Origin of the sequence: Pararobbsia alpina (assembly GCF_902859895.1) — a bacterium.
Classification (GTDB): domain Bacteria; phylum Pseudomonadota; class Gammaproteobacteria; order Burkholderiales; family Burkholderiaceae; genus Pararobbsia; species Pararobbsia alpina.
Genome location: NZ_CADIKM010000010.1, coordinates 96,846 through 123,469, shown reverse-complemented (window position 1 = coordinate 123,469; position 26,624 = coordinate 96,846). Strand labels below are relative to the sequence as shown.

At 63.8% G+C, this 26,624-nt stretch carries 27 protein-coding genes and 1 pseudogene; 20 read left to right on the top strand and 8 right to left on the bottom strand.

Translation table 11 applies throughout. From position 1 onward, the window contains the following. Positions 1-47: 47 nt before the first annotated feature. The 4 genes from HV670_RS13245 (at position 48) to rfaE2 (ending at position 4,331) form a co-directional block, all read left to right on the top strand. Complete coding sequence (locus HV670_RS13245; protein WP_175105240.1) at positions 48-1,040, top strand: fumarylacetoacetate hydrolase family protein; 993 nt, start codon at positions 48-50, stop codon at positions 1,038-1,040. Positions 1,041-1,206: 166 nt separating this feature from the next. Beyond that, on the top strand, positions 1,207-2,130 hold the full coding sequence (locus HV670_RS13240; protein WP_246257341.1) for a PhaM family polyhydroxyalkanoate granule multifunctional regulatory protein: 924 nt from the start codon (positions 1,207-1,209) through the stop codon (positions 2,128-2,130). A gap of 816 nt (positions 2,131-2,946) precedes the next feature. Then, positions 2,947-3,828 carry a ferritin family protein gene (locus HV670_RS13235; RefSeq protein ID WP_175105239.1) on the top strand — a complete coding sequence of 294 codons (882 nt, stop codon included), beginning with the start codon at positions 2,947-2,949 and terminating at the stop codon, positions 3,826-3,828. Between the two features lie 20 nt (positions 3,829-3,848). Further along, positions 3,849-4,331, top strand: coding sequence for a D-glycero-beta-D-manno-heptose 1-phosphate adenylyltransferase (rfaE2, locus tag HV670_RS13230; protein ID WP_175105238.1), 483 nt, complete (start codon positions 3,849-3,851; stop codon positions 4,329-4,331). Here rfaE2 and HV670_RS13225 read toward each other — a convergent pair. The 3 genes from HV670_RS13225 to HV670_RS13215 all read right to left on the bottom strand — a co-directional run bounded on the left by HV670_RS13225 (position 4,294) and on the right by HV670_RS13215 (position 6,736). Continuing rightward, the gene (locus HV670_RS13225) at positions 4,294-4,635 is read right to left on the bottom strand and encodes a hypothetical protein (RefSeq protein WP_175105237.1); all 342 of its coding nucleotides are present in this window, start codon (positions 4,633-4,635) and stop codon (positions 4,294-4,296) included. The genes rfaE2 and HV670_RS13225 overlap by 38 nt on opposite strands. Before the next feature lie 71 nt (positions 4,636-4,706). After that, positions 4,707-5,519 (bottom strand): type III pantothenate kinase, encoded by an 813-nt coding sequence (locus HV670_RS13220; RefSeq protein ID WP_175105236.1) that lies wholly within the window; start codon positions 5,517-5,519, stop codon positions 4,707-4,709. Next, entirely contained in the window at positions 5,516-6,736 is a 1,221-nt protein-coding gene (locus tag HV670_RS13215) for a biotin--[acetyl-CoA-carboxylase] ligase (protein ID WP_175105235.1), read from the bottom strand. Before HV670_RS13215 ends, HV670_RS13220 begins: the two co-directional genes overlap by 4 nt. Before the next feature lie 140 nt (positions 6,737-6,876). On the opposite strand from HV670_RS13215, the gene HV670_RS13210 reads away from it, so the two are divergent. The 8 genes from HV670_RS13210 to HV670_RS13175 all read left to right on the top strand — a co-directional run bounded on the left by HV670_RS13210 (position 6,877) and on the right by HV670_RS13175 (position 13,639). Beyond that, positions 6,877-8,007 carry an MlaE family ABC transporter permease gene (locus HV670_RS13210; RefSeq protein ID WP_175105234.1) on the top strand — a complete coding sequence of 377 codons (1,131 nt, stop codon included), beginning with the start codon at positions 6,877-6,879 and terminating at the stop codon, positions 8,005-8,007. A gap of 134 nt (positions 8,008-8,141) precedes the next feature. Continuing rightward, on the top strand, positions 8,142-9,008 hold the full coding sequence (locus HV670_RS13205) for an ABC transporter ATP-binding protein (protein ID WP_246257363.1): 867 nt from the start codon (positions 8,142-8,144) through the stop codon (positions 9,006-9,008). Positions 9,009-9,022: 14 nt separating this feature from the next. Beyond that, positions 9,023-9,985 carry an MlaD family protein gene (locus HV670_RS13200; protein ID WP_175105233.1) on the top strand — a complete coding sequence of 321 codons (963 nt, stop codon included), beginning with the start codon at positions 9,023-9,025 and terminating at the stop codon, positions 9,983-9,985. 54 nt (positions 9,986-10,039) lie between these two features. Beyond that, the gene (locus tag HV670_RS13195) at positions 10,040-10,675 is read left to right on the top strand and encodes an ABC-type transport auxiliary lipoprotein family protein (protein WP_246257337.1); all 636 of its coding nucleotides are present in this window, start codon (positions 10,040-10,042) and stop codon (positions 10,673-10,675) included. A 118-nt stretch (positions 10,676-10,793) separates the two neighbouring features. After that, positions 10,794-11,117 carry a (2Fe-2S) ferredoxin domain-containing protein gene (locus HV670_RS13190; protein ID WP_175105231.1) on the top strand — a complete coding sequence of 108 codons (324 nt, stop codon included), beginning with the start codon at positions 10,794-10,796 and terminating at the stop codon, positions 11,115-11,117. A gap of 14 nt (positions 11,118-11,131) precedes the next feature. Further along, positions 11,132-11,779: an alpha/beta hydrolase gene (locus HV670_RS13185; protein WP_175105230.1), complete on the top strand. Its 648-nt coding sequence runs from the start codon at positions 11,132-11,134 to the stop codon at positions 11,777-11,779. Between the two features lie 322 nt (positions 11,780-12,101). Continuing rightward, a complete protein-coding gene (locus tag HV670_RS13180) occupies positions 12,102-13,319 on the top strand; it encodes a D-alanyl-D-alanine carboxypeptidase family protein (protein WP_175105229.1) in 1,218 nt (405 codons plus the stop codon). A 47-nt stretch (positions 13,320-13,366) separates the two neighbouring features. Continuing rightward, positions 13,367-13,639: a DUF493 family protein gene (locus HV670_RS13175; RefSeq protein ID WP_175105228.1), complete on the top strand. Its 273-nt coding sequence runs from the start codon at positions 13,367-13,369 to the stop codon at positions 13,637-13,639. Positions 13,640-13,648: 9 nt separating this feature from the next. Here HV670_RS13175 and HV670_RS13170 read toward each other — a convergent pair whose 3' ends face one another. Then, positions 13,649-14,557, bottom strand: coding sequence for a transcriptional regulator GcvA (locus tag HV670_RS13170; RefSeq protein WP_175105227.1), 909 nt, complete (start codon positions 14,555-14,557; stop codon positions 13,649-13,651). Positions 14,558-14,662: 105 nt separating this feature from the next. Between HV670_RS13170 and HV670_RS13165 the strand changes: the two genes are divergently transcribed. The 3 genes from HV670_RS13165 (at position 14,663) to lipA (ending at position 17,006) form a co-directional block, all read left to right on the top strand. Further along, the gene (locus HV670_RS13165) at positions 14,663-15,001 is read left to right on the top strand and encodes a DUF2917 domain-containing protein (protein WP_246257334.1); all 339 of its coding nucleotides are present in this window, start codon (positions 14,663-14,665) and stop codon (positions 14,999-15,001) included. Between the two features lie 221 nt (positions 15,002-15,222). After that, positions 15,223-15,924, top strand: a complete 702-nt coding sequence (gene lipB, locus HV670_RS13160; protein WP_175105226.1) for a lipoyl(octanoyl) transferase LipB — start codon at positions 15,223-15,225, stop codon at positions 15,922-15,924. A gap of 83 nt (positions 15,925-16,007) precedes the next feature. Then, entirely contained in the window at positions 16,008-17,006 is a 999-nt protein-coding gene (gene lipA / locus HV670_RS13155) for a lipoyl synthase (protein WP_175105225.1), read from the top strand. Positions 17,007-17,290: 284 nt separating this feature from the next. Here the strand turns inward: lipA and HV670_RS13150 are convergent, their stop codons facing one another. Then, on the bottom strand, positions 17,291-17,671 hold the full coding sequence (locus HV670_RS13150; RefSeq protein WP_175105224.1) for a helix-turn-helix transcriptional regulator: 381 nt from the start codon (positions 17,669-17,671) through the stop codon (positions 17,291-17,293). A 354-nt stretch (positions 17,672-18,025) separates the two neighbouring features. Continuing rightward, positions 18,026-18,547, bottom strand: a complete 522-nt coding sequence (locus tag HV670_RS13145; RefSeq protein ID WP_175105223.1) for a TlpA family protein disulfide reductase — start codon at positions 18,545-18,547, stop codon at positions 18,026-18,028. A gap of 265 nt (positions 18,548-18,812) precedes the next feature. On the opposite strand from HV670_RS13145, the gene HV670_RS13140 reads away from it, so the two are divergent. Beyond that, positions 18,813-19,331, top strand: coding sequence for a hypothetical protein (locus tag HV670_RS13140; RefSeq protein ID WP_175105222.1), 519 nt, complete (start codon positions 18,813-18,815; stop codon positions 19,329-19,331). Between the two features lie 335 nt (positions 19,332-19,666). Here the strand turns inward: HV670_RS13140 and HV670_RS13135 are convergent. Both HV670_RS13135 and HV670_RS13130 read right to left on the bottom strand, forming a co-directional pair. Continuing rightward, positions 19,667-21,294, bottom strand: a pseudogene (locus HV670_RS13135) (YifB family Mg chelatase-like AAA ATPase). A 34-nt stretch (positions 21,295-21,328) separates the two neighbouring features. Then, the gene (locus tag HV670_RS13130) at positions 21,329-21,580 is read right to left on the bottom strand and encodes an accessory factor UbiK family protein (protein WP_175105221.1); all 252 of its coding nucleotides are present in this window, start codon (positions 21,578-21,580) and stop codon (positions 21,329-21,331) included. 525 nt (positions 21,581-22,105) lie between these two features. Between HV670_RS13130 and HV670_RS13125 the strand changes: the two genes are divergently transcribed. From HV670_RS13125 to gshB, 4 genes are all read left to right on the top strand, one after another. Continuing rightward, entirely contained in the window at positions 22,106-22,444 is a 339-nt protein-coding gene (locus HV670_RS13125; RefSeq protein WP_121082910.1) for a P-II family nitrogen regulator, read from the top strand. A gap of 19 nt (positions 22,445-22,463) precedes the next feature. Further along, entirely contained in the window at positions 22,464-23,939 is a 1,476-nt protein-coding gene (locus tag HV670_RS13120; protein WP_175105220.1) for an ammonium transporter, read from the top strand. Between the two features lie 281 nt (positions 23,940-24,220). Next, complete coding sequence (gene gshA, locus HV670_RS13115) at positions 24,221-25,519, top strand: glutamate--cysteine ligase (RefSeq protein ID WP_175105219.1); 1,299 nt, start codon at positions 24,221-24,223, stop codon at positions 25,517-25,519. Next, positions 25,440-26,585 (top strand): glutathione synthase, encoded by a 1,146-nt coding sequence (gene gshB / locus HV670_RS13110; RefSeq protein ID WP_425511420.1) that lies wholly within the window; start codon positions 25,440-25,442, stop codon positions 26,583-26,585. Before gshA ends, gshB begins: the two co-directional genes overlap by 80 nt. Positions 26,586-26,624: the final 39 nt, after the last annotated feature.

The following is a 26,624-nucleotide window of genomic DNA, read 5'->3' as shown; positions in this document are numbered from 1 at the left end:
GCACCACTTGTAGAATACCCGGATTACAACTAGTTCCCTGCCACACGATGAAGCTGGCCACACTCAAAGACGGCACCCGGGACGGACAACTGCTCGTCGTCTCGCGCGACCTGCGCCACGCAGCGATCGCCGATGCGATCGCGCCGACCATGCAGCGCGTGCTCGACGACTGGAATTTCCATGCGCCGCAACTGCAGGCGCTCTACGAAGCCCTGAACCAGGCACGCGCGCGGCAGGCGTTCGACTTCGACGCCCAGGCTTGCATGGCTCCTTTGCCGCGAGCCTATCAATGGGCTGATGGCTCGGCCTATGTGAACCATGTCGAGCTCGTGCGCAAGGCGCGGGGTGCCGAGATGCCCGCTGAATTCTGGACCGACCCGTTGATCTACCAGGGCGGTAGCGACGACTTCATTGGACCGCTCGACGACATCGTCTGCGCATCCGAAGATTTCGGGATCGACTTCGAAGCCGAGGTTGCAGTGATCGCGACCGATGTGCCGATGGGCACGCGCGCTGATGCCGCGCTCGGTGCCGTGCGCCTGGTGATGCTCGCCAACGATGTGTCGTTGCGCAATCTGATTCCCGGCGAGCTCGCGAAGGGTTTCGGTTTCTATCAAAGCAAGCCGGCCACGGCATTCTCGCCGGTCGCGGTGACGCCCGACGAACTCGGGGAGACTTGGCGCGAAGGGCGCGTGCATCGGCCGATGACGGTGCACTGGAATGGCAAGCGTGTGGGCCAGCCCGATTGCGGTACCGATATGGTTTTCCATTTCGGGCAGTTGCTTGCCCACATCGCGAAGACGCGCAATGTGCGCGCGGGCACCATCGTCGGTTCGGGCACCATCTCGAACACCGACCGCGCCAAAGGCTATGCATGCATCGCCGAAAAGCGCATGCTGGAGACGCTCGAAGATGGCGCGCCGGGCACGGAATTCATGCGCTTCGGCGATCGCGTGCGCATCGAGATGTTCGATGCGAATGGCAAGTCGATCTTCGGTGCGATCGATCAGGCCGTTGCGCCGGTCGAGGGTGCGGCCTGAGGGCGATACCAGACAGGGCGTGTCGTGGGGACGGGATCAGGCGACGCCACTAGGTGAATTGAAGTCATTGAGGGGGTGTGGGTGAGAGGGCAATGAAAGACGCCGAGAAGGACGCCCGATAAAGGCGTCAATGGAGATGCATCAATGAGTATTCTTGGGGGTGTCGATGACTGAGTCCGCAGGTACACCGTTTGGCTATGACATGTTCGAGAAAATGTGGGGAATGTTCCGCGAAGGACCGTTCGCCGCTCAGTTCGCTGCGCCGTTCTCGATGCCCGGCATGGGCGGGACGCCCTCGCTGTCGGCGATGTCGAATTTGGTCGCGCCCCTGACCAATGTCGAGGAACTCGACAAACGCATCGAGGAGATGCGCGCTGTCGAGCAATGGCTCAAGCTGAACCTGAACATGCTTCAATCCGCGATCCAGGCACTCGAAGTCCAGCGTTCGACGCTCGCGACGCTGCGTGCGTTCGGCGCATTTGCCCAATCGTCGGTCGCCGCGGCGGCCGAGGCGGGCGCCGCCGTCACGCGCGAAGGGACCCGGGCCGCCGAATCGGCGGCCGATACCGCGAGACAGGCTGCGGCTTCTCGCACGCCGACCCGCGCACCGGCGGGCGAAGCAGGGCGCGAGGGTGGGCAGTCCGGCACGAGCTCCCCGCCTGCGCCGCAGGCGCCCGCTTCTGACCCGGCGGCAATGAGCGCGGCGTTCGATCCGAACGGGTGGTGGAATCTGCTCCAATCCCAGTTCAACCAGATTGCGGGCCTCGCCGCGGCGAGTGCGGCTGCCGGCATGCCCGCCGCGGCGACTGCGGCAGGCAATATGTCCGGGGCGAACGTGCAGGATGCGGCGAAGACAGGCACAGGGGGCAAGACGACCGATGCGGGCGGTGGCCGGACCCGGCCCGGGAGCAAATCCGCGAGTGCCGACGGAGACGGCGCTGCCAGGGCCACGAGCAAACCTCCCGCCAAGGCTCGAGCGAAACCCGTCGCGAGGTCCACCACCAAGCCGCCGAAGGCGGCCATGCGTGCCGCGGACAAGGCATCGCTCAGCGTACCGTTGGTTTCGAAAAGCACTCGTCCTTTGAAATAGGACCGCTGACCTTCCTTTCGGGAAACGGGCTCCCTTTTGGCTTGAAAAGAGGGCATGGTTCATCGCGTGTTTCCTGTATGGCCGACCACCATAGGGAGACCGGCAACCATACGGGCTCAACTGTCGTGATGGAACGAACAGAGGCAGGATCTTTTGCGCGGCAATATCGCAAGAATCGCGTTTTACAGGTGAATCCGTTAGCGCGCGATTGAATTCAAGTTTGCGACGGTGTGATCGCGTCGACAAATGCAATGGCTGCCGCTGTCGACTTCAGGTCTTATGCCCGTTTTCGCAGCGTGATGAATCTGATGCCCCACCTCGGGTGGGGTGCATGTCCTGTGTGTTGCTGACCACGACGCTGAGCGAGCAGCATGGCCTCGGACTCCTGATGCTGAATCGATCTTGAAGTATTCAGGCGCGGGCTGTGTTTCACTCGAAACCGACCCCTATGCCGCCGGAAATCGAGCCGACGGGAACGAACAGCAGAACTGTGTGTCAGCTACCTTCGCGTGTGGCGTAGTTTCGGACGCAGGGCTTGCCTCGGAATTGCGCCCCACTACACCATGCTAAAATCTGCGGCTTTCTCGCGGCTAGGGAAAGCTGGGAGAACATCGCACGATGCCTGGGCGCAATGGCGGCGGGCAGACCCAAAATAGTCGCGACGCTGCATCGGTCACGCAATTTGCTGCGTAATATATAAAGAGTTGACCTTGCATTGCCAGGTTGGCTGGCGCGATGACCGAAGTCGGATCCGTAGCGTCCAACCGGACGCGAGGACGGCGAGCTTCAGGCAGTGCGCTGAAAAGGGGTAGGAAAATGGAAACGATGCTTTATCCAGAACTGTACAAATCACTCGAATCGGTCCGTTGGGATATGGAGAAGGACATCCCATGGGATCGGTTCGATGCTTCCTTGCTATCCGACGAGCAGGCTGCGACGATCAAGATGAACGCGATCACCGAGTGGGCGGCACTGCCGGCCACCGAGATGTTCCTGCGCGATAACCATAACGACAGCGATTTCTCAGCATTCATGAGCGTATGGTTTTTCGAGGAGCAAAAGCATTCGCTCGTGCTGATGGAGTATCTGCGCCGTTTCAAGCCGGAACTCGTGCCGACCGAGGCCGAATTGCATGCCGTGCGTTTCACCTTCGATCCGGCGCCCCCGCTGGAGACGCTGATGCTGCACTTCTGCGGCGAGATCCGTCTGAACCACTGGTATCGCCGCGCTGCGGAATGGCATACCGAGCCGGTCATCAAGCAGATCTACGAAACCATCTCGCGCGATGAAGCGCGGCACGGCGGCGCCTACCTGCGCTACATGAAGAAGGCGCTCGCGAACTTCGGCGATACGGCGCGCGCGGCATTCGCGAAGATCGGTGTGTTGATGGCTTCCGCGCGTCGCACGGAGAAGCCGCTTCACCCGACCAATCTGCACGTGAATCGCGACCTGTTTCCGCGCGACACCGTCCAGTCGCGCCTGCCCGACCCCGAATGGCTCGAACACTGGCTCGACGAGCAGATCCGCTTCGACGACAACTGGGAAAAGAAGGTCGTCGAGCGCATCCTGCACAACCTGTCGGTCCTGTTCGAGCGCACCTTCACGACCGCGCAGGAATTGAACCGCTACCGCAAGGAAGTCGTGCAGCGTCTGCAAGCGGCGGCCAAGGATGAAGGTTCCGCGGAGCAACTGGCCTGAGGCCGGTGTCAGGAAGTCGGATGACCGCGACTTTTGAACGCAAGATCGTCGATCGCGCGCAACTTGCCGCGTTGCGCGCGACGCTACAGGGGCCCGTAGTCTTTACCAACGGGGTGTTCGATATCCTGCATCGCGGCCACGTGACTTATCTCGCCGATGCCAGGGCGCTTGGCGCGTGCCTGATCGTCGGCGTCAACAGCGACGCGTCGGTCCGCATGCTCGGCAAGGGCGACGACCGGCCGATCAACAACGAAGCGGACCGCATGGCTCTTCTGGCTGCGCTCGAGAGCGTCGACTGGGTCGTGTTGTTCACGGAATCGACGCCGGTCGAGCTGATCGGCGAGCTTCGCCCCGACGTACTCGTCAAGGGTGGGGACTACGATATGGACACGTTGCCCGAATCGGCCCTGGTCCGCGGCTGGGGCGGGAATGTGCGGGCCATTCCGTTCGAGCACCAGCGTTCGACTACTGCGCTGCTGAGGAAGGTGCGCTCGGCGCGCTAGCCGCCGCTGCGGCGTCCGAAGCCGCGACATTCGATGCCGCGGCGGCCGCGGAGTCCGTCGCATCGGAGGCGGGCAGAGACGCCGCGTCAGGTACGTCGGTACTGACAGGCGCACCGACGACAGCTGAAGCGGCCAAAGGTGCAGCTGCCGCCAGTTGTACGTCGAGGTGTTCGGGGTGAACTTGGCTACTGATGTGACCCGGTTCGAGGTCGCCTGCGGACGGCAAAGGGCCAAACGCGCCACTGACCGCGGCGAACGCCGCAAGATTAGCGATAAGCAGAAAAGCGATCACCCAGCGCAACATCGTCCCCACTCCTTGGTTCGTCAAACGAATCGTCATATCGGACATCGCTGCGCGCGTCCAGTCGCGTCAGCCTAGACAGGCGCTGCGGCAATCCATGCGAGGCCAGCCAGTACGAGCCCTTCATGCCGGGTGAACGGTATCCGTAACCTCGTGCTGACCGCATCGGCGGCACCGCCGCTGAGTAAGCATCGCGCGGTCGAGCCGAAGGTTGCGGCCGCATCGTGCCACGCATGTTCGATAAAGGCGGTTTGGGCGATCCGGCAACCCTCGCCGAGCGAACTGCGAGTATCGCATGCGAATGTGCTGCCGATATGTTCTGCTGCCGCCTTGTCCTTTCCCTTGGTCTCCCCCTTTCCCTGCAAGATTTGTCGTGCTTCTACGGCATCGAGCGAAGGGAGTTGCGCCGTGTGCTGGCCGAGCGACTGCATCATCAAGGTCCAGCCCGGCGCAATCAGTCCGCCGATGAAGCGGCCGTCGGCGTGCAGGGCTTCGACGGTCGTCGCCGTACCGAGCGTCGCGATCAGAAGGTGCTCGCCCGGGTAGGCGGCCCGTGCGCCGATCATCCCGCACCAGCGGTCACTGCCGAGTTGCGAGGGTTCGGCATAGCCGTTCGTGATGCCCGCCTGCTTTGCCTGGGCGCGCACCCATCGGCATTCGAGGCCGGGCCAGACGGCCTCGATAAGCGCCCCGATCCGTGCGGCCGCTTCGGGCCCCGCGACGTTCGACACCCAGGCAGCGGCGGGCCGGGGCAGGGCCGCGAGCCGTGAGCGTTCGCTGGCTTCCTCGCCGTGGACGAAGACGCCGTCGGCGAGGGTGTGCGAGCCCTCGACCAGGGCCCACTTGACCCGGCTGTTGCCCGCGTCGACCAGCAGCGCGCGGCTCATGCGGGGCGCAGTGACACGTCGCCGCTCGCGATCGTGCGCAGACCTTGCAGGGTCTCGAGCAGCAGCTGTCCTTGCGCATCGACCCCGCGTCCAATCCCGTGCACGGCGACGGCGCCGCCTTCATATAGGGCGACAGCCATATCGCGGTAGGCGTCCGCCTCGCACCAGGTCTCGCGAAAGGGGGCGAAGCCCTGCGCACCAAAACGCTCGAACGTACTCGCGAGCGTGTTCAGCAGTGCGGCAAGCAGGTCGGTCATCGAGGGCGCATCCCATATTGCGTCGAGCGCAGTCGGGGGCGTGGGGGGGGGCAGGTCGGAGGCGGGGGCCGCGTTTTGGCCATCGTTGCCTTTGGCGTCGACGTCGTCGACCCCGGTACCTGCGTGTGTCGTTGTGCCGGCATCCGCGTGCGCGGTTGCCACCTTCGCGCCCCCTGCCTTGAGATGCGCGGCAAGCTTTGCCGCGCCGCGCAGATTGATGCCGATGCCGACCACGACAAGGGTCGCGTGCGCGTCGCCGCCCGCCGTTTCGATCAGAATGCCCGATACCTTCGCGCCGTCGACGAGCACGTCGTTCGGCCATTTGAGAGAGAGCTTCGAACGGTCGACTGGCAGTTCGCACAGTGCTTCGTACACGGCCAGGCCGACCGCCAGACTGAGGCCGACCAGTCCGTCGACACCGCGTGGCACCTGCACCCCAACCGAAAACAACAAGGCATCGCCCGGTTGTGCGACCCAGCTTCTGCCGCGCCGGCCGCGCCCCGCGGTCTGCTCATAGGCGACCTTGACCCTCGTTTGCCAGGGCCAGCCCGCATGGCTTCGCGTCTCATGTGTACGCGCGCCACCGTGGACGCGCTCGGCCCGATCAGCACGAAGGGCCTGCAGCAGATCGGCATTGGTCGAGGTGGTCTGCTCGACAATATCAATTGCCCAGGCCCGCGCCGACTCACCAAGTTGCGAATCGAGACGGTCGCGGTCGATCGTTCCCAGCCCGGCGGTGTCCTGAACTTCGGGAACATCCGTACCGTCCGTACCGTCCGGGGCGGCGACAGGCGCTTGCGGCGCGTATCCAGGCGCGGCGCCCGCCGGAGGATGCACGGAAGTCTGGCGCGCGTCAGTGTCGCCACTCGCGGCACCTTCCGCGCGCTTCGGATCTGCGTGGGCCGTGTGCGGTACGGCGCGGCTCGAGTCGTTCGGGTTGTTCGAATGGGTTTCGCTCATGCGCTTATTGTAACGAGCACGCCCACGCCTTGCCCCCTCAGCGGGATGGCTATCCCTGCGATCGTCGATTGCTTACCAAGAGGGGTTGGTTACAATGCCGCGAGCACTCTGTTTCCATCAATCGATCATTGGCGAGCCCATTGGAATTCGATACTCCTCCGCAACTGCAGATCGACACCGGCGCCGACGGTCCGATCGTGCGCCTGTCGGGCCAGTGGACCGCGCTCGCACTCGCGATTGACCAGCAGCGCGGCGGGGTATCGAAGAAACTGCGCCGGTTCGATCAGGCGAACGGACATGAATGGGACCTGAGCGCGATCGAGCGTCTCGACCATGCGGGCGGCCAGGCGCTATGGCACGCCTGGGGCAGGCAGTGGCCCGACATCATTCGGCTCACCGACATGCAGCGCCAGATCTTCGACCGGATTGCCGCGCTCGATGCGCAATTCGAGCGTCCGGACAAACCCGAGCAGATCGGCCCTGTGACGGGTCTCGGCCTGTCGATCTTCAAGTTCCTGCATCACATGACCGACGGCATCGCGCTGTTCGGCGAGTTCATGCTCGACTGTGCGCGCGTGCTGGCCGGTCGCCGCAAGGTGCCCTGGCGCGAGATCTCGGCGAACGTCTTCACAGCGGGAACGCGTGCGCTGCCGATTACGGCGCTGGTCGGCTTCCTGATCGGCATCGTGCTGAGCTATTTGTCATCGCAACAATTACGCTTGTTCGGCGCGAGCACCTATATCGTGAACGTGCTCGGCCTCACGATCATCCGCGAACTCGGCCCGGTGCTCGCCGCGATTCTGGTCGCGGGGCGCTCGGGTTCGGCCATCACCGCGCAGATCGGCGTGATGCGCGTGACCGAGGAGCTCGACGCGATGCAGGTGATGGGCATCCCGCACAGTCTGCGCCTGGTGTTCCCACGCGTGATCGCGCTTGCGATCGCGATGCCCCTGTTGATCATCTGGACCGATATCATTGCCTTGTTCGGCGGTGCCGTCGCCGCGCACTTCGCGCTGGATATCGATATGAGCCTGTTCCTGCACCAGTTGCCCAATGTCGTGCCGATCCGCAACGTCTGGATCGGTCTGCTCAAGGGCGTGGTGTTCGGCATGCTTATCGCGTTGACCGGCTGCCATTTCGGCTTCCGGATCAAGCCGAATTCGCAGAGCCTCGGCGCGGGCACCACCGCCTCGGTCGTTGCCTCGATCACGGTCGTGATTCTTGCCGATGCGGTGTTTGCGATCATGTTCCAGCGGGTGGGGCTGCGATGAACTCTCCTCTCGATTCCAGGCTGGGCGACGCCATGCGCGATGCATCGTCGCGCGCGGCCGGCCGCAACCAGGGAAACCGGCCCGGCGCCACGGTCGCGTCCGCGAGCACGCTGCGCAACACAGCCGGCGCCAGCATGAACGGTCCGCGTACCACAGGCGGCGCCGGCTTGAATGCTCCGCCCGCGATCGAGGTGCGCGGCCTGCTCAAGCGTTATGGCTCCGCGGTCGTGCACGAAGATCTCGATTTCGAAGTCCAGCATGGTGAGGTGATCTCGCTGGTCGGCGGTTCGGGGGCGGGCAAGACGGTACTCGTGCGCCAGATCCTCGGACTCGAGGCGCCGACTGCCGGTACGATCCGGGTACTCGGTCACGATCTCTCGAAGGTCTCGGGCCGCGACGCGCGGCTGATCCGCGCGCGCTCGGGGATGTTGTTCCAGCGCGGCGCGCTGTTCTCGGCGATGAGCGTATTCGACAACATCGCGCAGCCGATTCGTGAACTTGGCCACGTTCCCCCCGACCTGCTGCATGACCTCGTCATGCTGAAGATCGAAATGGTCGGACTGTCCACGCGCCATGCGACGAAGATGCCCGCCGCCTTGTCGGGCGGCATGATCAAGCGCGTCGGGATTGCGCGTGCGATCGCGCTCGAGCCCGAGTTGCTGTTTCTCGACGAGCCGACGGCCGGGCTCGATCCGCAGGCATCGGAAGAGTTCGTCGATCTGATCGCAAGCCTGCGCCGCGCGCTCGATCTGACGGTCGTGATGGTCACGCACGACCTCGATACGATGACCTCGCTCTCGACGCGGGTTGCCGTGCTCGCCGACCGCAAGATCATCATCAATGCGCCGCTCGAGACGGTCGCGGGCATCGACCACCCGTTCATTCACGAATACTTCCTCGGGGCGCGTGGCCGGCGTGCGCTCCAGGCGTTGCCGCCGGAGCGGCGCGCGCGCTTGCCGGACGCGGCGCTCGCGCCGGTACCCGCCGATATCGCGCGCTAGGGAGACAGCAAGTCATGGAAAACAAATCACATGCATTCTGGGCCGGGGCCTTCACGCTGGGCCTGCTCGCGATCGTCGTGCTGGTGCTCGCGTGGTTCAACCACGACCGCGCGGTGCGCGTGCCCTACGACCTTGTCGCGAAGGCCAGCGTGACCGGGCTGAATCCCGACTCGATCGTCCGCTATCGCGGCATTCCGGTCGGCAAGGTCCGCTCGATCCAGTTCGACCCCAAGAACCCAGGCGTCATCATGGTCCGTATCGCGGTCAACCCCGATACGCCGATGACGCATTCGACCTTCGCGACACTTGGCTACCAGGGCGTGACCGGGCTCGGCTTCGTGCAGCTCGACGACACGGGAGCCGATCCGACGCCACTACCGTCGAGCGAGAGCAAGGTCGCGCAACTCTCGCTGCAGCCGGGTCTGCTCGACATCATGCAGAAACGCGGTGAAGCGATGATCAAGCAGATGGAGCAGGTCACCGTCTCGCTGAACCAGCTAGTCGGCGAGCAGACGCGCCAACAACTGCTGCAGACGAGCCGGAGCATCCAGCATGCGGCCGACAACATCGCCCTGCTCGCAAAGAACGCCAACCCGGTGGTGGCCCGCCTGCCCCAGACGATCGGCAAACTGGATCGGACCCTCGATTCGGTGCATGCGTTGGCGTTCAACCTGAACAATCCGAACGGCCCGCTGATGTCGAACCTCAACAAGGTCGGCGAAGCCGCGAACAAGGCGGGGACCGCGGTGACGCAGCTGTCGGATTCGATGCAGGCGATCACTGCATCCTTGAACTACGAAACCCTGCCGCGGGTCTCTTCGCTGTCGGACGATATTCGCGCGGCGACGCAGTCATTCAATCGCGCGGCGGACCAGTTGTCGAGCAATCCGCGCGGCCTGCTGTTCGGTCAGCCGACGCCGAAGCCCGGCCCCGGCGAGGCGGGTTTTGCGTGGCCCGCGGCAACCGATGGAAAATGAGGCCGCGATGCGCGGAAATCGACGTTTGAAAACCAGCGGACAAGGATGCTGACCATGCGACGCAAGATGTCCCTTTCGTTCCGGCTGATGTCGCTCGCGCTCGCCGCACTGACCGCGCTTGCCGCACTGTCCGGATGCTCGGCCGGCGGCGGTGGGCGGACCGCGGCCGCGCTGGCGCGCTATGACTTCGGTGCCTTGCCCGACGAGGGCGGCACGCCGCCCGTTCGGCTAGCGGTGGCGATCCGTGTGAGTCCTGTCGCGGCACCTCCCGCATTGAGCAGCGACACGTTCCAGTACCGGTTGCGCTATGCCGATGATCACCAGATGCACGTCTATGCGAGCAGCCGCTGGACGGAACCGCCGCCGCAGTTGCTGACCGCGCGCCTGCGCGACCAGATCGCCCGGCGGGGGCACGTGCTCGACAGCAGTGACGGCGGGCCCGCCGTGCCTGTGCTCAAGGTCGATCTCGACGAATTTACGCAGGTGTTCGACAAGCCCGGCGTGAGCCAGGGCGTGATCCGCCTACGCGCGACTTTGTTGCGCGGCAGTACGCTGATCGCGCAGCAGTCGTTCGTCGCGACCTCGCCCTCCGCCTCGGCGGACGCGGCCGGCGGCGCGCATGCGCTGTCGCTCGCAAGCGATTCGGCGATCGGCCAGTTGCTTGCGTGGCTTGCCGCGCAAAATCTATAGGTGATTGCCGCGCCGCCACTCGGGCGGCGCGGCAATCGTGTTGCCACGATGGATGCAGATGTCGATACGGAATCGATGCACATGCAGTGGCGGTACATTTCGAGTGGTCCTCAAAATCATGGCTTCGTTTTTTGAACATCACGTATTTTTCTGCCTGAATCGACGCGAGACGGGCGATCGTCCGAGTTGCGCGAACTGCGGCTCGGAAGCGATGCAGGAGTATGCGAAAAAGCGCGTGAAGAAACTCGGCCTCGCGGGGCCGGGCAAGGTGCGCATCAACAAGTCGGGCTGCCTCGACCGCTGTGAGGAAGGGCCGGTCGTCGTGATCTATCCGCAGGGCACGTGGTACACCTATGTCGACGAGACCGACATCGACGAAATCATCGATTCACATCTTGTCGAAGGCAAAGTCGTCGAGCGGCTGCTGATCGATCGCAACTGACGAGGCTCGCTGCGATGAATGTGCATACTGAGAAATATCTGATCGACGGACCGGTCGGGAAGATCGAAGTCGCGCTCGACTTGCCGGACGCCGTGCGCGAGCAGGGTGCCGCGCCGCGCGGTATCGCGCTGGTCGCGCACCCGCATCCGCTCTTTGGCGGCACCATGGACAACAAGGTCGCGCAGACCCTCGCGCGCACGCTCGTGCAACTCGGCTACGTCGTGATCCGGTCGAATTTTCGCGGTGTGGGCCAGACCGAGGGCGTGCACGACAACGGCGTCGGCGAGCAGGACGACCTGCTTGCGGTGCTCGACCATTTGCGCGGCACGCGGGGGTATCGCGGCCAGCCCTTTGTACTGGCGGGCTTTTCGTTCGGTACCTATGTGCTCTCGCATGTCGCCGAGCGGCTCGAAGCCGCAGGCACGCCTGCACAACGGCTCGTGCTGGTCGGCACTGCCGCAAGCAAGTGGGAGGTGGCGAATGTGCCGGCTGACACGATCGTGATCCATGGCAACCTGGACGAGACCGTACCCATCCAGGCGGTGTACGACTGGGCCGCCCCGCAGGAGCTCCCGGTGACGGTGATCCCCGGTGCCGAGCACTTCTTTCATCGCAAACTTCATATCCTGCGCCGGATAATCACGGATTCCTGGCGCGTATAATCGAGCGGATTTTGCGTCACGGCGGGTTTGTCGACCCGTGCCGCATGCTTCGCCGCCGCAGGATTCCGGACCGCTCGCCGGCATCCATGCGCGCAGGTACCGTTGCTGCCGCGACGGCCCGCGCGTTGGCCTGTGTTGTGTCGCCCCTCCGAACTGCCGAAATTCAGCTCACCCAGACCCTATGCGCTTTCCTGCCTTCGTATCGTTTTCGAGCCGCTTCACCGCCCGTCGCCGCTTTTCAACTTCCTTGACGACTTCCGTACCCTCCACTGTCGCGATTCCTGACGCGGCTCGCGCCGCGGTCTCCGGGGTCGCTCGTCCGATGGCTTTTGCCGCGAACCCTGTTCGCTCCCTGCGTGCCTCGAACGTGTTTCAGCGTGCCTCGCGAGCCCTGGCATTCGTCGCGCTGCTGCCGCTGAGCGCGCAGTTCGCGCAGGCACAGGTGCCTCCGCCCGCCGTGAGCGCGCGTTCCTGGGTGCTGGTCGATGCCACGACCAACCAGACGCTCGCTTCGGGCAATGCCGACGAGCGCGTCGAGCCCGCCTCGCTGACCAAGCTGATGACGGCCTATCTGGTTTTCGACGCGCTCAAGACGAAGAAGATCTCGATGGAGCAGTCGGTGGTGCCGAGCGAGGCAATTCGCCGGGTCGGCCATGACGAATCGCGGATGTTCATCGAGGCCGACAAGCCCGTGACGGTGCACGACCTCGTCTACGGCATGATCATCCAGTCGGGCAACGATGCGGCAATCGCGCTCGCCGAACTGGTCGGCGGCAGCGAGAGTCACTTCGTCGAAATGATGAATGCCCAAGCGCAGAAGCTCGGCATGACGCATACACATTTTGCGGATGTGAACGGGATGCCCGATCCGAATCACTACACGACGGCGGGCGATCTCGCGATCGTGTCGGCGCGGCTGATTCGTGATTTCCCCGACTACTACTCGATTTTTTCGATTCGCGATTTCACGTACAACAAGATCAAGCAGCCGAACCGCAACCGCCTGTTGTGGCTCGACTCGACCGTCGACGGCCTCAAGACCGGACATACCCAGGCCGCGGGCTACTGTCTGATCGCGTCGGCCAAGCGCCCCTTGCCCTCTTCGCCTGACGTCGAGCGCCGCCTCGTAGTCGTGATGATGGGTGAGACGAAGGAATCGGACCGCGTGCAGGACAGCCTGAAGATGCTCAACTATGGGTATCAGGCCTATGACATGGTGCGCTTCTACAAGCCGGGTCAGGTCATCGAGACCGCGCGCATCTACAAGGGGGCGAAGTCCTCGGTCACGCTCGGCGTCAATGCGAATCCGCTGATCACCGTACCGAAGGGGGCCGCGGACAAGATGAAGCCGGTGGTCGAACGCACCGATCCGCTGCTCGCACCGCTTGCCGCCGGCCAGTCGGTCGGGACGATCAAGGTGCAGATGGACGGCAAGGACCTCACCTCCTTCCCGCTCGTCGCGCTCGAAGCCGTGCCGCAGGCCGGGTTGCTTGGCCGCCTGTGGGACTCGGCCATGCTGTCGTTCAACAAGAAGAAGTAGGCACGCGAGTCGCGCCCGGCAGGGACAGACAAGGAACCGAAATCGATATGACTTCCTCCTCCGATGACTCCGTCTTCGAATTTCCGTGTGATTTCCCGATCAAGGTGATGGGGAAGTCGCACCCCGAATTCGCCGACACAGTCGTGCTCGTCATCCAGAAATTCGACGATGGCTTTCACAGTGGCCGCATCGAAACCCGCCCTTCGAGCGGCGGCAACTATATCGGCCTGACCTGCACCGTGCGTGCGCTCAGCCGGGCGCAGCTCGACGACATCTATCGGGCGCTCTCGGCGCATCCGATGGTGTCGGTCGTCATGTAGCCATCTTCGTCAGGTGCCGGCCGTGAACGCCTGCGCCTCGGCGAGGACCCAGTCGCGAAACGCCCGCACTGCCGGGCGCTGGACTTTCGCCTTCGAACTCACCAGGAAGTAGCTCCAAGGCGAAGGCGTGACGATATTCGCGAATAGTCGAACGAGCCGGCCGGCCGCGAGCGGGTCCGCGGCGAGCGAGGAGCGGACCAGCGCGATGCCCTGACCCCCGATGGCAGCCTCGAGCAAGAGTGACGAATCCTCGTAGATCGGGCCCCGGGCGGGCTCCGGCGCATCGCGCAGGCCTGCCGCATCGAGCCAGATGCGCCAGCGTTCATTATCTGAGCGTAGCAACGGGAACGAGGGCAGCTCGGCGGGCGTCGTGGGCTGGACGCCGCCATTGAAGCTTGGGCTGCAGACAACGAAGAACGTCTCATGCATGAGATTCTCGACATGCAGACCGGGGTAGGCGCCGGTGCCGAAACGTATCGCGACATCGACCTCCGACTGATCGAGATCGACAAGCTCGGTTGACGAGCGCAGTTCGACGTCGAGTTCCGGGTGCGCGATCATGAAGCGGCCGATCCGCGGCGCCAGCCAGCGTGCCGCGAAAGACGGGATCGTCGTGAGCACGAGCCGGCGTTCCCGTACGTCTTTCGACAAGCCCTGCGTGGCCTGTGCGATGCGCACGAACGCCGAGTTGATCTGCTCGGCATATTCGCTACCGAGTTCCGTCAACACGACGCGCCGCCCGACCCGGGCGAACAGGCTCACCCCGAGTTCATTTTCCAATCCCTTGATCTGATGGCTGATCGCGCTGTGCGTGACGAACAGCTCGGCCGCCGCGCGCGCAAAACTCTGGTGGCGCGCCGCGGCCTCGAAAGCACGCAGGGCGCTCAGGTTGGGCAGGCGTCGCAGCGGGGCTTGCATAGGTTAGTTTGGCTCATCTATCAATCGAGTTTTTCTCGTTAAGCGTTTTGTGCCTTCGCTTCTATCATAGGTTCCATGGCAGTCGAATACGAGATGGAGCCCATCATGAACGAGATTTACTCAACAGTAGCATTCGAACTTGCGGCCGGCGAGCGGATTGGCATCCAGGTGCGGCGCGGCGAGGCTTTGCGGGTCTGCGGCGAGCGGCTTTGGGTCACACGCAGCAACGACCAAGCCGACTATTTCCTGCACGACGGCGACACGCTGGCGCTGCGCCCGAGCGAGACCCTGTGGCTCAGCGTCGACGGACCTCGCCCGGCCCGGCTGATGGTGACGCTCAAGGGCGGTATGCGCGGAAGGCTTGCAGACTGGGTGGGCGACTGGCTGGCGTATGCACAGGCTGTGGTCTTCAGCGGTTCCAAGCTTGGCATGCGGATCGGTTGAAGACAGGTCGAGCAGCTCCGGCGGCTCGGGCGCGCGAGCAGACTAAGGCAAATAGAGCAGGGCAGCCCCGCGGTGCAGAGCAGAGCGGGGTGGGGTGGGCGGGGCGGGGCGGGGCGGCGTTGCGAAGTCGATATCTGGAGCGTTCGCCGACGTTCGGAGCCGATGAAGCTGGCCGCGAGTTTCCGGTGAAGTGGGCTGCTTTTGAGTAAACTGCGTCCATCATGGACGAAACGCTTGTCGAATCCCGCCTCGCATCTGCTAATACGTCGGTCACCCCCGCCGTAACCGCACGCTGGCGCGGCCTTGAGCCCTACCCGATCAGTTTCGACGCGATGCGCGCATTCACCGAGGCGCGCAGCGCGAGCACGCCAGACGAAATCTGGCTCGTCGAACATCCCCCTGTCTATACGCTGGGCCTGGCGGGCGATCCCGGGCATCTGCTCGCGCCCGATCCCGAGATTCCTCTCGTGCGTGTCGACCGCGGCGGGCAGATCACCTATCACGGTCCGGGCCAGGTGGTGGCCTACGTCCTGTTCGACCTGCGGCGCCGCAAACTGATGGTTCGCGAACTGGTCCACCGGATCGAGCAGGCGGTGATCGATACGCTCGCGGCGTATAATCTGGCCGGTATTCGGAAGGCGGGCGCACCGGGAATCTATGTTCCCGATGGGCCCTTGGCGGGGGCCAAGGTGGCCGCGCTGGGCCTGAAGATCCGCAACGGCTGCAGCTATCATGGGGTCAGCCTGAACGTCGCGATGGACTTGAGGCCGTTCGACGGCATCAACCCTTGCGGCTATGCGGGGCTGCGTACCGTGGACATGGCCGCGCTCGGTAGCCGGGCGTCCTGGGCCGAGGCCGCGCAGACACTCGCTGAACACCTGATCGCCTCGATCGGCGATCGGAATGCCGCATTGGCGGCGTGAGGGGCCTTGATGGACGAAGCGTCCCGCAGGGTCTTTCTCGATCGGGATGAAGCGTTCCGTTCGAGCCTTTAATTGGAATCGACATGACTACCCCAGCTCCCGGCACCGCCGCGCAGAATCCGACGGACGTTTCGCCGGCACCGTACGACGCGACGGCCAAACAGAAATCGCAGGCCAAGACCGCCCGCATTCCGATCAAGATCGTCCCTGCTGAAAAACTCAAGAAACCCGACTGGATCCGTGTGAAGGCTGCCACGGGAAGTTCGCGTTTCAACGAGATCAAGACCATTCTGCGGGAGCACAATCTCCATACGGTCTGCGAGGAAGCGAGCTGCCCGAATATCGGCGAGTGCTTCGGCAAGGGCACGGCGACCTTCATGATCATGGGCGACAAGTGCACGCGGCGTTGCCCGTTCTGCGACGTTGGCCATGGACGTCCCGATCCGCTCGACGTCAATGAGCCCGAGAACCTGGCGCGCACGATCGCCGCGTTGAAACTCAAGTATGTCGTGATCACGAGTGTCGACCGTGACGACCTGCGCGATGGTGGCGCCGCGCATTTCGTCGCCTGTATCGAGCGCACGCGGGAGCTGTCGCCGCAGACGCGCATCGAGATACTGACACCAGACTTCCGCGGCCGCATGGACCGCGCGCTCGAGATCCTCAACGCCGCGCCGCCGGACGTGATGAACCACAATCTCGAAACCGTGCCGCGTCTCTACAAGGAAGCGCGCCCGGGTTCGGACTACCAGCATTCACTGATGCTGCTGAAGAATTTCAAGGCCGCGCATCCGGATGTGACGACCAAGTCGGGCCTGATGGTCGGCCTGGGCGAAACCGAGGAAGAGATTCTCCAGGTGATGCGCGACCTGCGCGCGCACGATGTCGACATGCTGACGGTTGGCCAATACCTGCAGCCGTCCGAACACCACTTGCCCGTGCGCGAATACGTTCACCCGGACACGTTCAAGCGCTATGAAGTGGCCGCCTACGAGATGGGCTTCGAGCATGCGGCAGTCGGGGCGATGGTCCGTTCAAGCTATCACGCGGACGTTCAGGCCCATGAGGCCGGCGTGGTTTGAGGTGAAATGACGCAAGCCTCGGGGCCGACCCGGGACTCGCCCGCGCTACCGCCCGGTAGCGCGGGCAATCAGCCACCTTCAAGGTGGGGGCTCTCGCAGCAGCCAGGCCTCACGCACCCAGCAAGCGCTTCGCAGCCTCGAGTTCCGCATGCTCGAAGGCAGGCGCAAAATCATCGAGTTCTTGTTGCGACAAGCCTAGGTCAGCTTGCCTTTCGGAATTGCCACCTGTCCAAGGCACACATCGATCTGTTTCCGGATGTCGACTTTCCGAACTGCTGCCGGTTTCATAGCGCGCCCGAGGGTGCAGAGCCCTTTTTCCTGTTGCGCACTCGTTGTGGCAGCTGGGCGTCCATCAGGGTGAGCCCGATATCGTCCCTGGCAGTATCCATCAGCTCGTTGATCGCATCGATTTCACCGAATAGGTACATCGCCCTCGCGATGAAGTGAATGGGCACGCGCGGATCCCCTTGCTCCATGCGCTGGATCGTGGGCCGGGAGGCACCGATGCGCTCGGCAACGGAGGCCTGCGTCATATGCCGGCGACGACGCGCCAAAGCCAGATCGTTGCCCAATTTCCGCAGGGCGCGTTGGACTGGCAGCGGAAGGGGCTGTTTTGAGGATTTAGGCCTCTGATCGGATGCTTTATCGAGGTTAGTGATGTCCATGGGATGCACTATAGGCCATAATTTCGGTCGATAAAAGTGTATTGCGATTAGTGCATCCTATGAGATGCCTAAAAACGCTTTGTGCTATCCATCAGAAGCTTTATGGAGATGCCGTGACGTCTTCGACGGGGGCGGAAAGGAAGTCGGCCATGTGTCATTGGACGTCGGCGTTTTGCTGGCAATCCGAGGAAGCTCGGCCCTCAGGAGCATGGCGCTTGGGGATTGAAGAATGGTCGCGCCACGCGGCAACGGCAGACGCAAAAGCGCCCGACAAGCATGAGCTTGCCGGGCGCTTTTGTTCATCGGATCGTACCGGGCAGCCGCGGCGGGATTTCCCGCGCGGGACCCCGGTGTTCAAACCTGCTTCGCGAGCGCGTCCTTGAGCAGTTTGTCGAGTTCCGCGTATTCGGGCTCGCCGACGTAGCGCTTGAGGATCTTGCCGTCCTTGCCGATGACGAAGGTGGTCGGCGTGAGCTGCACGTTGCCGAACTGTTTCGCGGCGGAACCGTCGTCCATCGCGACTTTGAACGGCAACGCGCGTGTCTGGGCGTAGTTCACGACGTACGAGGGGGGATCGTAGTTCATCGCGACGGCGATGTATTCGAGACCTTGGCCCTTGAACTGGTTATACGTCTTCACCATCTGCGGCATTTCCTTGATGCAGGTGGTGCAGTCGGTCGCCCAGAAGTTGATCAGGTAGACCTTGCCCTTGAGCTGATCGGTCGAGATCTTCTCGCCGGACAGCAGCGTGAACGTGGCCGCGGGCACCGGCTTGGATGAGTTGAACGCGAACCAGCCCGCGAGCGCGATAACCACGGCGACCAGTGCGATCGCGGCGCCGATCAGCGGTGTCTTCGAGGAGGCAGTACGAGACATGGCAACGCCTGATGAGTAAGGGTGGAAATTGGCCAGTATTGTAGCGCCGAACGTGGCCCCGCGCTCGGCCTCGAGCGTCGGGAAGCCGCGCAGCGGCGCGGCCCGTATGCGGTGGGGCGGCAGGTGAGTTGAAAGGCGCGCGGCAAGGAAAGTGGAAAGAGAGTCCGGCGCGCGTGACGGATAATATCCGGTTCCAACGCCCTCTCTGAGCCTTCGTCCGATGCCCGTGTCTTTGCCGTTCCGTTGCACCCCAACCCGTTGGTTGATGATCTTGCTGCTCGCCTCGGCTGCGCTCGCTGGCTGTTCTCCGAAGTTCGAGTGGCGCACGATCACGAACGACGATGGCCGGTTTTCGGTGATGTACCCCGCCAAGCCGACGCTCGATGAACGCATGCTGCCGATCGCGGGCCACCAGCTCAAGATGCAGATGCAGGCTGCCCGGGCAGGCGATGCTACGTTCGCGGTCGGTGCCGTGCAATTGCCCAGCGACGATCCCAAGCTTCAACGCGCCGTCCTCGACCTGCTCGAAAGCGGCCTCGCGCGGAATATCGGCATCGATATGAGGCCGCGGAAGATACAGATCCCGCTGACCGAGGACGGCAAGTTCGTCGACGGCGAAGCGCTGTCGGGCGATGGCAAGGTCGCCGGTCGTTCCGAGCACCGGATGGTATCGGCCCGTTTTGCCATTCGCGGCCAGCGCGTCGTTCAGGCGGTCGTGATCGCCGACAAGCCGATCCCCCCCGAACAGGTCGAGCAATTCCTCGATTCGCTTCGGCTCTATTGAAGCGCCAATCCCGGTGTGAAGATTCAGGCTGATTGCCTACTTAGATCCCGGGAGAAATTTTCGAGATGTCGGCCTTAAACCCCGGATTCTTCAGCCTAATTCCGGCTATCCACAGATCCTGTGGATAACTATGTGGGTAAGCCCCCCTGACAGCCTGAAAGCCGCGCGGGGCGGCCCTTTCCGACGGATTGCCTTGAAACTGCGCACCCTCGTGCTTCTCATATAAATCAGGGACTTGGCTGCAATGACCGGGCACTATGCCGGGCCAGCGGTCCCCAATGTGGGGCAGCTCACACATTGTGCATAAGTCAAGACTTGACAAGTGCGATATTGGATCAATCGCTACGCAAGGCGCGCCGGTATTGGATGGCTTCGGCAACATGCCGCGCAGTCGGCCGCTCCTCGCCCGCAAGGTCGGCGATCGTCCGCGCCACACGCAACACACGAAAGTTAGCGCGTGCTGACCATCCGAGCCGCGCACCGGCGCGTTCGAGCAGGCGCGTGCCGTCGGCATCCAGCGCGCAAACCTCGTGGACCTGCCGGGCGCTCAACAACCGGTTGGCGACGCCCTGGCGCGCAATCTGCCGATGCCTCGCAGCGCCAACGCGCGCACGGACCGCACAGCTTGGTTCTGCTTCGTGGAGTCTCGGTTCGGTGAGTTCGGCCGGCGACAGGGCCGGGACTTCGATCAGGATATCGAGACGATCGAGCAGAGGGCCGGAAAGCTTGCGCTGGTAGCGCGCGGTGGCCTCCGCAGGACAACGGCAGCGGCCGCCGGGATCCCCGAGCCAGCCGCACGGGCAGGGATTCATCGCGGCGACGAGCTGGCACACCGCGGGAAATTCGGCATGCCGTGCCGCGCGCGAGATCGAGACATGGCCGGTCTCGAGTGGTTCGCGAAGCATGTCGAGCGCGCGCCGCTCGAACTCGGGCAATTCATCAGAAAGAGCACGCCATGATGAGCCAGCGAGACCTCGCCGGGCTGCGGCGGATTGCCGCCGCCGACCAGGGACGCCGCGGTGGCCGAATGTTGCGGCGCCCGGAACGGTCGCCTGCGCCAATGCGCGGGATTGAAGCCCGAGTGGCTTGCACTGAGCAGCGCGGCAGAGGCCAAGGCCTCGTCGTCGCTTATTGGCGGCAGGATGCCTGGCAGGCGGGCGGCGAGCATCGATTTGCCGGAGCCCGGCGGTCCAATCATCAACACATGATGGCCGCCCGCCGCCGCGACTTCAAGCGCGCGTTTGCTGGCGGCCTGACCGATCACATCGGCCAGGTCAGGGGTATCACCGGTCTTTCGTTCAACGCCGGCCTGAGCGCCGGCATGGCCAGATTCCGCGCCGCCCTGTCCGGGATGCCCGGCATGGTCCGAGCCCGCCCCGCCTGGGTGGCCCGATGCCGTACGTCGCGGTTCGATCCGTTGCAGTTCGTGGCCAGGCAAGCCGGCGAGCTGCGCGCAAAGCGCAGCGAGCGTTGGTGCACCATAGACCGCGACGCCCTCGACGAGTGCGGCTTCGCCGGCGCTCGCCTCCGGCACGAACAGGCGCGGCTGCGCGCCGACGGCGCCGGCACTCTGCGCGATCCCGCAGGCAATGGCGAATGCGCCGCGCATCGCACGGAGTTCGCCGGTCAGCGAGAGTTCGCCCGCGAACTCGGCACCGCCCGCGCAGTGCGCGGGCAACTGGCCGCTCGCGATCAGGATGCCGAGCGCGATCGGTAGATCGAAATGTCCCGCGGCCTTCGGCAGGTCTGCGGGCGCGAGATTAACGGTGATGCGGCGAGCGGGAAATTCGAAACGCGAGTTCTGGATCGCGGCGCGCACACGCTCGCGGCTTTCGCGGACTTCGGTGTCGGCGAGCCCGACAATCGCGAAGCACGGCAAGCCGTTGGCGAGGTGGACTTCGACTGTGACTTCAACCGCGCGCGCAGCCGTCAGCGCGCGGCTTTTGACGACCGCGACAGGCAGGGACATAGGAAAACGACGGAAAAAGGGGCGGGTGTTACGGCGCCTCCGGCGCGGACGCGCGTTGCTCGAGCATCGCGACACGCCGCTCGAGTTCCTCGAGGCGGGTGCGCGTGCGCGCGAGCACTTGTGCCTGCACGTCGAATTCTTCGCGCGTCACGAGATCAAGCCTCGCGAACCCTTGGGTGAGCATCGCCTTCACGTTACGTTCGACGTCCTTCGCGGGCGAGTTACGGAACATCTCGCCGATCTTGTTCTGAATGTCCTGGAATGCTTCGTTCGGTTTCATCTACTATTCTCCATTGCATGCATCGCTTCGAGGCTTTGCGCACAGCAGTCGTGCGCGTTGCGGGTGTGCGCCTTGCCGGCGCTGCCGCACGCTCCTTTATGGTGCATTGGCGCCCGGTTTCGAAGCGCCGGGCCGTTGCCCGATCTCTATTCAAACAACTGTAGCACGAAGACTGGCCCGATCCAGCACCCGAGCGGGCGCGTTAGACGATTGGCCGACCCCCGTAATTCCCTTGTAAATGAGTCATTTGCCGTAGCACCCGGAAAAGTTGTCCGATCCGCGGGTATGGCATGGCACAGAGGTTGCTGTTACCTGCGCCAGCACGGCGGCGAGTCGAATCATAATCAAGTAACACGCTGACCCAATAACTGCGCAAGCGAAGCGTCAATGCTCTTCTTGCGTGCAGCATCGTCGCACAGCGAGCCCTGGCCCGGCGCGGCGGCGCTGGCTGGTGCGGGTTCCGCCGGCCGCCGGCGAGGTATGGGCTCATCCATCCGTTTCGCACTCTCTTTGACGGAGTTTTCTATGAAATTGATTACAGCAATCATCAAGCCGTTCAAGCTCGATGAAGCGCGGGAGGCCCTATCCAGCATCGGGGTCTCGGGCATTACGGTGACCGAGGTCAAAGGGTTCGGCCGTCAGAAGGGCCATACAGAGTTGTATCGCGGCGCGGAGTATGTGGTCGATTTCCTGCCCAAGGTCAAGATCGAAGCCGCCGTGTCGGACGATATCGTCGAGCAGGCCATCGAAGCCCTCGAACGCGCGGCGCGCACGGGCAAGATCGGCGACGGCAAGATCTTCGTAACGCCAATCGAACAAGTCATTCGTATCCGCACCGGCGAGACCGGCGCGGATGCTCTCTAAGAAACAGGGGATTCCGACCATGCGCAAATTTCTGCTAACCCTTTTGATGGCGGGTTCGCTGCTGGGGGCGGGCGTCACATCGGCACTCGCCGACGACGCTTCGGCTCCGGCCGCGGCTTCCGCTTCAGCCGATTCAGCCAGTGCACCGGCTGCCGATGCCAGCGCTCCGGCCGCGGCGGCCAGCTCCGACGCAAGTGCTCCAGCGGCCGCCGCCGCCGCACCGGCTTCCGACGCGGCCCCGGCCGCACCGGCGGCGCCGTCGATGGTCGACTCGTCCAAGATCAACTCGGGCGACACCGCCTGGATGCTGACCTCGACCGCGCTCGTGCTGTTCATGACGATCCCGGGCCTGGCTCTGTTCTACGGCGGCATGGTTCGGAAGAAGAACGTGCTCGCGACCCTGATGCAAAGCTTCGCGATCACCTGTGTGGTCACGATTCTCTGGGTCGTGGTCGGTTACAGCATCGCGTTCACGCCCGGCGGCTCGTTCATCGGCGGCTTCTCGCGCGTCTTTCTCGAGGGCCTCGCCTACGTGAAGGGCGACAAGGCGACGACGCTCACGGTGAGCCACCTTGCGCCGACGATTCCGGAATCGGTCTACATGGTCTATCAGATGACCTTCGCGATCATCACGCCGGCGCTGATTACCGGTGCGTTCGCTGACCGGATGAAGTTCTCGTCGATGCTGGTCTTCATGTCGCTGTGGTCGATCATTGTCTACTCGCCGATCGCGCACATGGTCTGGGAACCGACGGGCTGGCTCGCCGCAGCGGGTATCCTCGACTTTGCGGGCGGCACGGTGGTGCACATTAACGCCGGTGTGGCAGGCCTTGTCTGCTGCCTGGTGCTCGGCAAGCGCGTCGGCTACGGCCGTGAAGTGATGGCGCCGCACAACCTGATCCTGACCCTGGTCGGTGCGGCCATGCTGTGGGTGGGCTGGTTCGGCTTCAACGCGGGTTCGGCAGTTGCCGCTGACGGCCGTGCCGGTTTTGCGATGCTCACGACGCAAGTCGCGACCGCCGCCGCCGCACTGGGCTGGATGTTCGCCGAGTGGATCTTCAAGGGCAAGCCGTCGGTGCTCGGTATTGCTTCGGGTGCGGTGGCCGGTCTGGTCGCCATCACGCCGGCTTCGGGTTTCGTCGGTACGATCGGAGCGCTCGTGATCGGTGTGGTCGCTGGCGTGGTCTGCTTCTGGGCGGCTACGTGGCTCAAGTCGAAGATGGGCTATGACGACTCGCTCGACGCGTTCGGCGTCCACGGTATCGGCGGTATCGTCGGTGCCCTGCTGACCGGCGTGTTCGCGGTCAAGGATATCGGCGGCGCCGACGGCAGCCTCATCCTCCAGGCCAAGGGCGTGCTGACGACTGTGATCTACAGCGGTGTCGTGACCTTCGTCCTGTTGAAGATCATCGACGTCGTGATGGGTCTGCGCGTGGCGGAAGAAGAAGAACGCGAAGGTCTCGACGTCGTGCTGCACGGCGAACACGTCGAATAAGACCGGCTGACGTTCAGTCCTGACGGTTTTTATGGGGTAAGCAGCGCTTCAAGGGCCCGCTCCCGGTGGGCCCGCCTTCTCCCGGGTACCGTCTGTTCGATGAAAAAAGTCCCTGCTCCGGCGGGGCAGCTTGCTGACAAAACCCCACGTTTTTCTGGAACGTGGGGTTTTGTCGTTCCGGGTCCGGCATTCGTGGAAAAAAACTTGCAAAAAGCCCGGTCATCCCCAGATCGACTGCATGGATACCCTACAATCGTCGTTCCCCCGTTTCTGAGACCCCCATGGTTCCGCATCTCGTCACGGCGCTCGACGGACCGCTGCTCGACCTCGAACAGAAGGTTCTCGACGCCACTCCGGCAATCGAACGCTGGCTCCGTCTCGAATGGCAGGAGCACACGCCGCCGTTCTATTGCTCGGTCGACTTGCGCAACGCGGGGTTCAAGCTCGCGCCGGTGGATACCAATCTGTTTCCCTCGGGCTTCAACCACCTGCCACCCGAGACGATGCCGCTCGCCGTGCAGGCGGCCATGGCCGCGATCGAAAAGATCTGCCCCGATGCGAAGAACCTGCTCGTGATTCCCGAGCGCCATGCGGGCTCGGGCCGCCAGGTGTCCTACCTCGAGAACATGGCGCGCCTCTCGTTGATCATGCGGCAAGCGGGCCTCAATGTGCGCTTCGGCGCGCTCGACGACGAACTGCGCGAGCCCCTCTCGCTAACCGCCGCCGATGGCCAGAAGATCGTGATCGAGCCGCTCGAGCGCTCGCACCGCCGGCTCGGCCTCAAGAATTTCGATCCGTGCTCGATCCTGCTTAACAACGACCTTTCGATCGGCACACCGCCGATACTGGAGGCCTTGCACGAGCAATACCTGCTGCCGCCGCTGCACGCGGGCTGGAGCACGCGCCGCAAGTCGAACCATTTCAACTTCTACGACGACGTCGCCAAGCGCTTCTCGAAGATGCTCGATATCGACCCGTGGATGCTGAATCCGTATCACGCGAACGTGCGGGGCGTCGATTTTGAGGCGCGCACCGGTGAAGAAGCGCTTGCCGCGCAGGTCGACGCGGTGCTGCGGAAGATCGCGCGCAAATATCGCGAATACGGCATCGAAGACGCGCCCTATGTCGTGATCAAGTCCGATTCCGGCACCTATGGAATGGGCGTGACGACGGTGCGCGACGCGTCCGAAGTCGCCGGCCTGAGCCGGCGCGAGCGCAGCCGGATGGCGGTCGGCAAGGACGGGGTCGAGATTCACGATGTGATCGTCCAGGAAGGCGTGCATACGTTCGAACGGGTCGACGATGCGGTGGCGGAGCCCGTGGTCTACATGATCGACCGCTATGTCGTCGGCGGCTTCTATCGTGTCCACAACACGCGTTCGAGTGAGGACAACCTCAACGCGCCGGGCATGAAATTCGTGCCGCTGCCGTTCGAGCATTCGGCGTTGCCCGACGTCCACGCGAAGGCCGGCGCGGCGCCCCCGAACCGCTTCTACCTGTATGGCGTGGTCGCGCGCCTCGCGCTACTCGCTGCGTCGATCGAGCTCGAGAAGACCGACCCGGAAGCCATCCAGGTCTGAGGCAGGCGGCTCGCGAGCCGTCCGCCGTCCCAGGCCGGCGCTGCGATGTCTGCCACCGGTGTTCCCTGCGTGTTTTGTCCTTTCAGCCCCTATTCGCTCCCTCGCCGTCATGAACATTCTTTTTATCGCCGATCCGCTCGACCACTTCAAGATCTACAAGGACAGCACTTACGCGATGATGGCCGAGGCCGCGCGCCGCGGGCACACGATCCACGCATGCGAGCCATTCGAGCTCTCGCTCGCGGGCGGGGTGGTCGAGGCGCGCACCCGCGCGATCACCCTCACGGGCGACCACCGCATTCATGAACCGCAGGTCTGGTTCCGTGTCGAAGCCGCGGCCGTCGGCCCGCTCACGCGCTTCGACGCGGTGCTCATGCGCAAAGACCCACCGTTCGATATGGAGTACGTGACCGCGACCTGGCTCCTCGACCATGCCGAACGGGCGGGCGCGAAAGTCTTCAATCGTCCGAGCGCGATCCGCGACCATTCGGAGAAGCTCGCGATCGCCGAATTTCCGCAGTTCGTCGCACCCACGCTGGTCACCCGTGATACGGAGCGTCTGCGTGCCTTCCATGCCGAGCACCGCGACGTGATTCTCAAACCGCTCGACGGCATGGGCGGCATGGGGATCTTCCGGGTCAAGGACGATGCGATGAACCTCGGCTCGATCATCGAGACGCTGTCGGACAACGGCGCGCGGACCATCATGGCGCAGCGTTTCATCCCCGAGATCGTCGAGGGCGACAAGCGCATCCTGCTGATCGGCGGCAAGCCGGTGCCGTTTTCGCTTGCCCGTATTCCGCAGGGCAGCGAAGTCCGCGGCAACCTCGCGGCGGGTGGGCTCGGCGTGGCCAAGCCCTTGTCCGCCCGGGATCTCGAGATCGCGCACGCTGTCGCGCCGGTGCTTGCCGAACGCGGGCTGCTGCTGGTCGGCCTCGACTCGATCGGCGCATGGCTGACCGAGATCAATGTGACCAGCCCGACATGCTTTCGCGAGATCATGGATCAGACTGGTTTCGACGTCGCGGCGATGTTTGTCGACGCGCTGGAGGCGGCCGTGGGCTGAACGGGAAGCCGTGCGCATGGCGTGCGAGCCCCCTGCGGC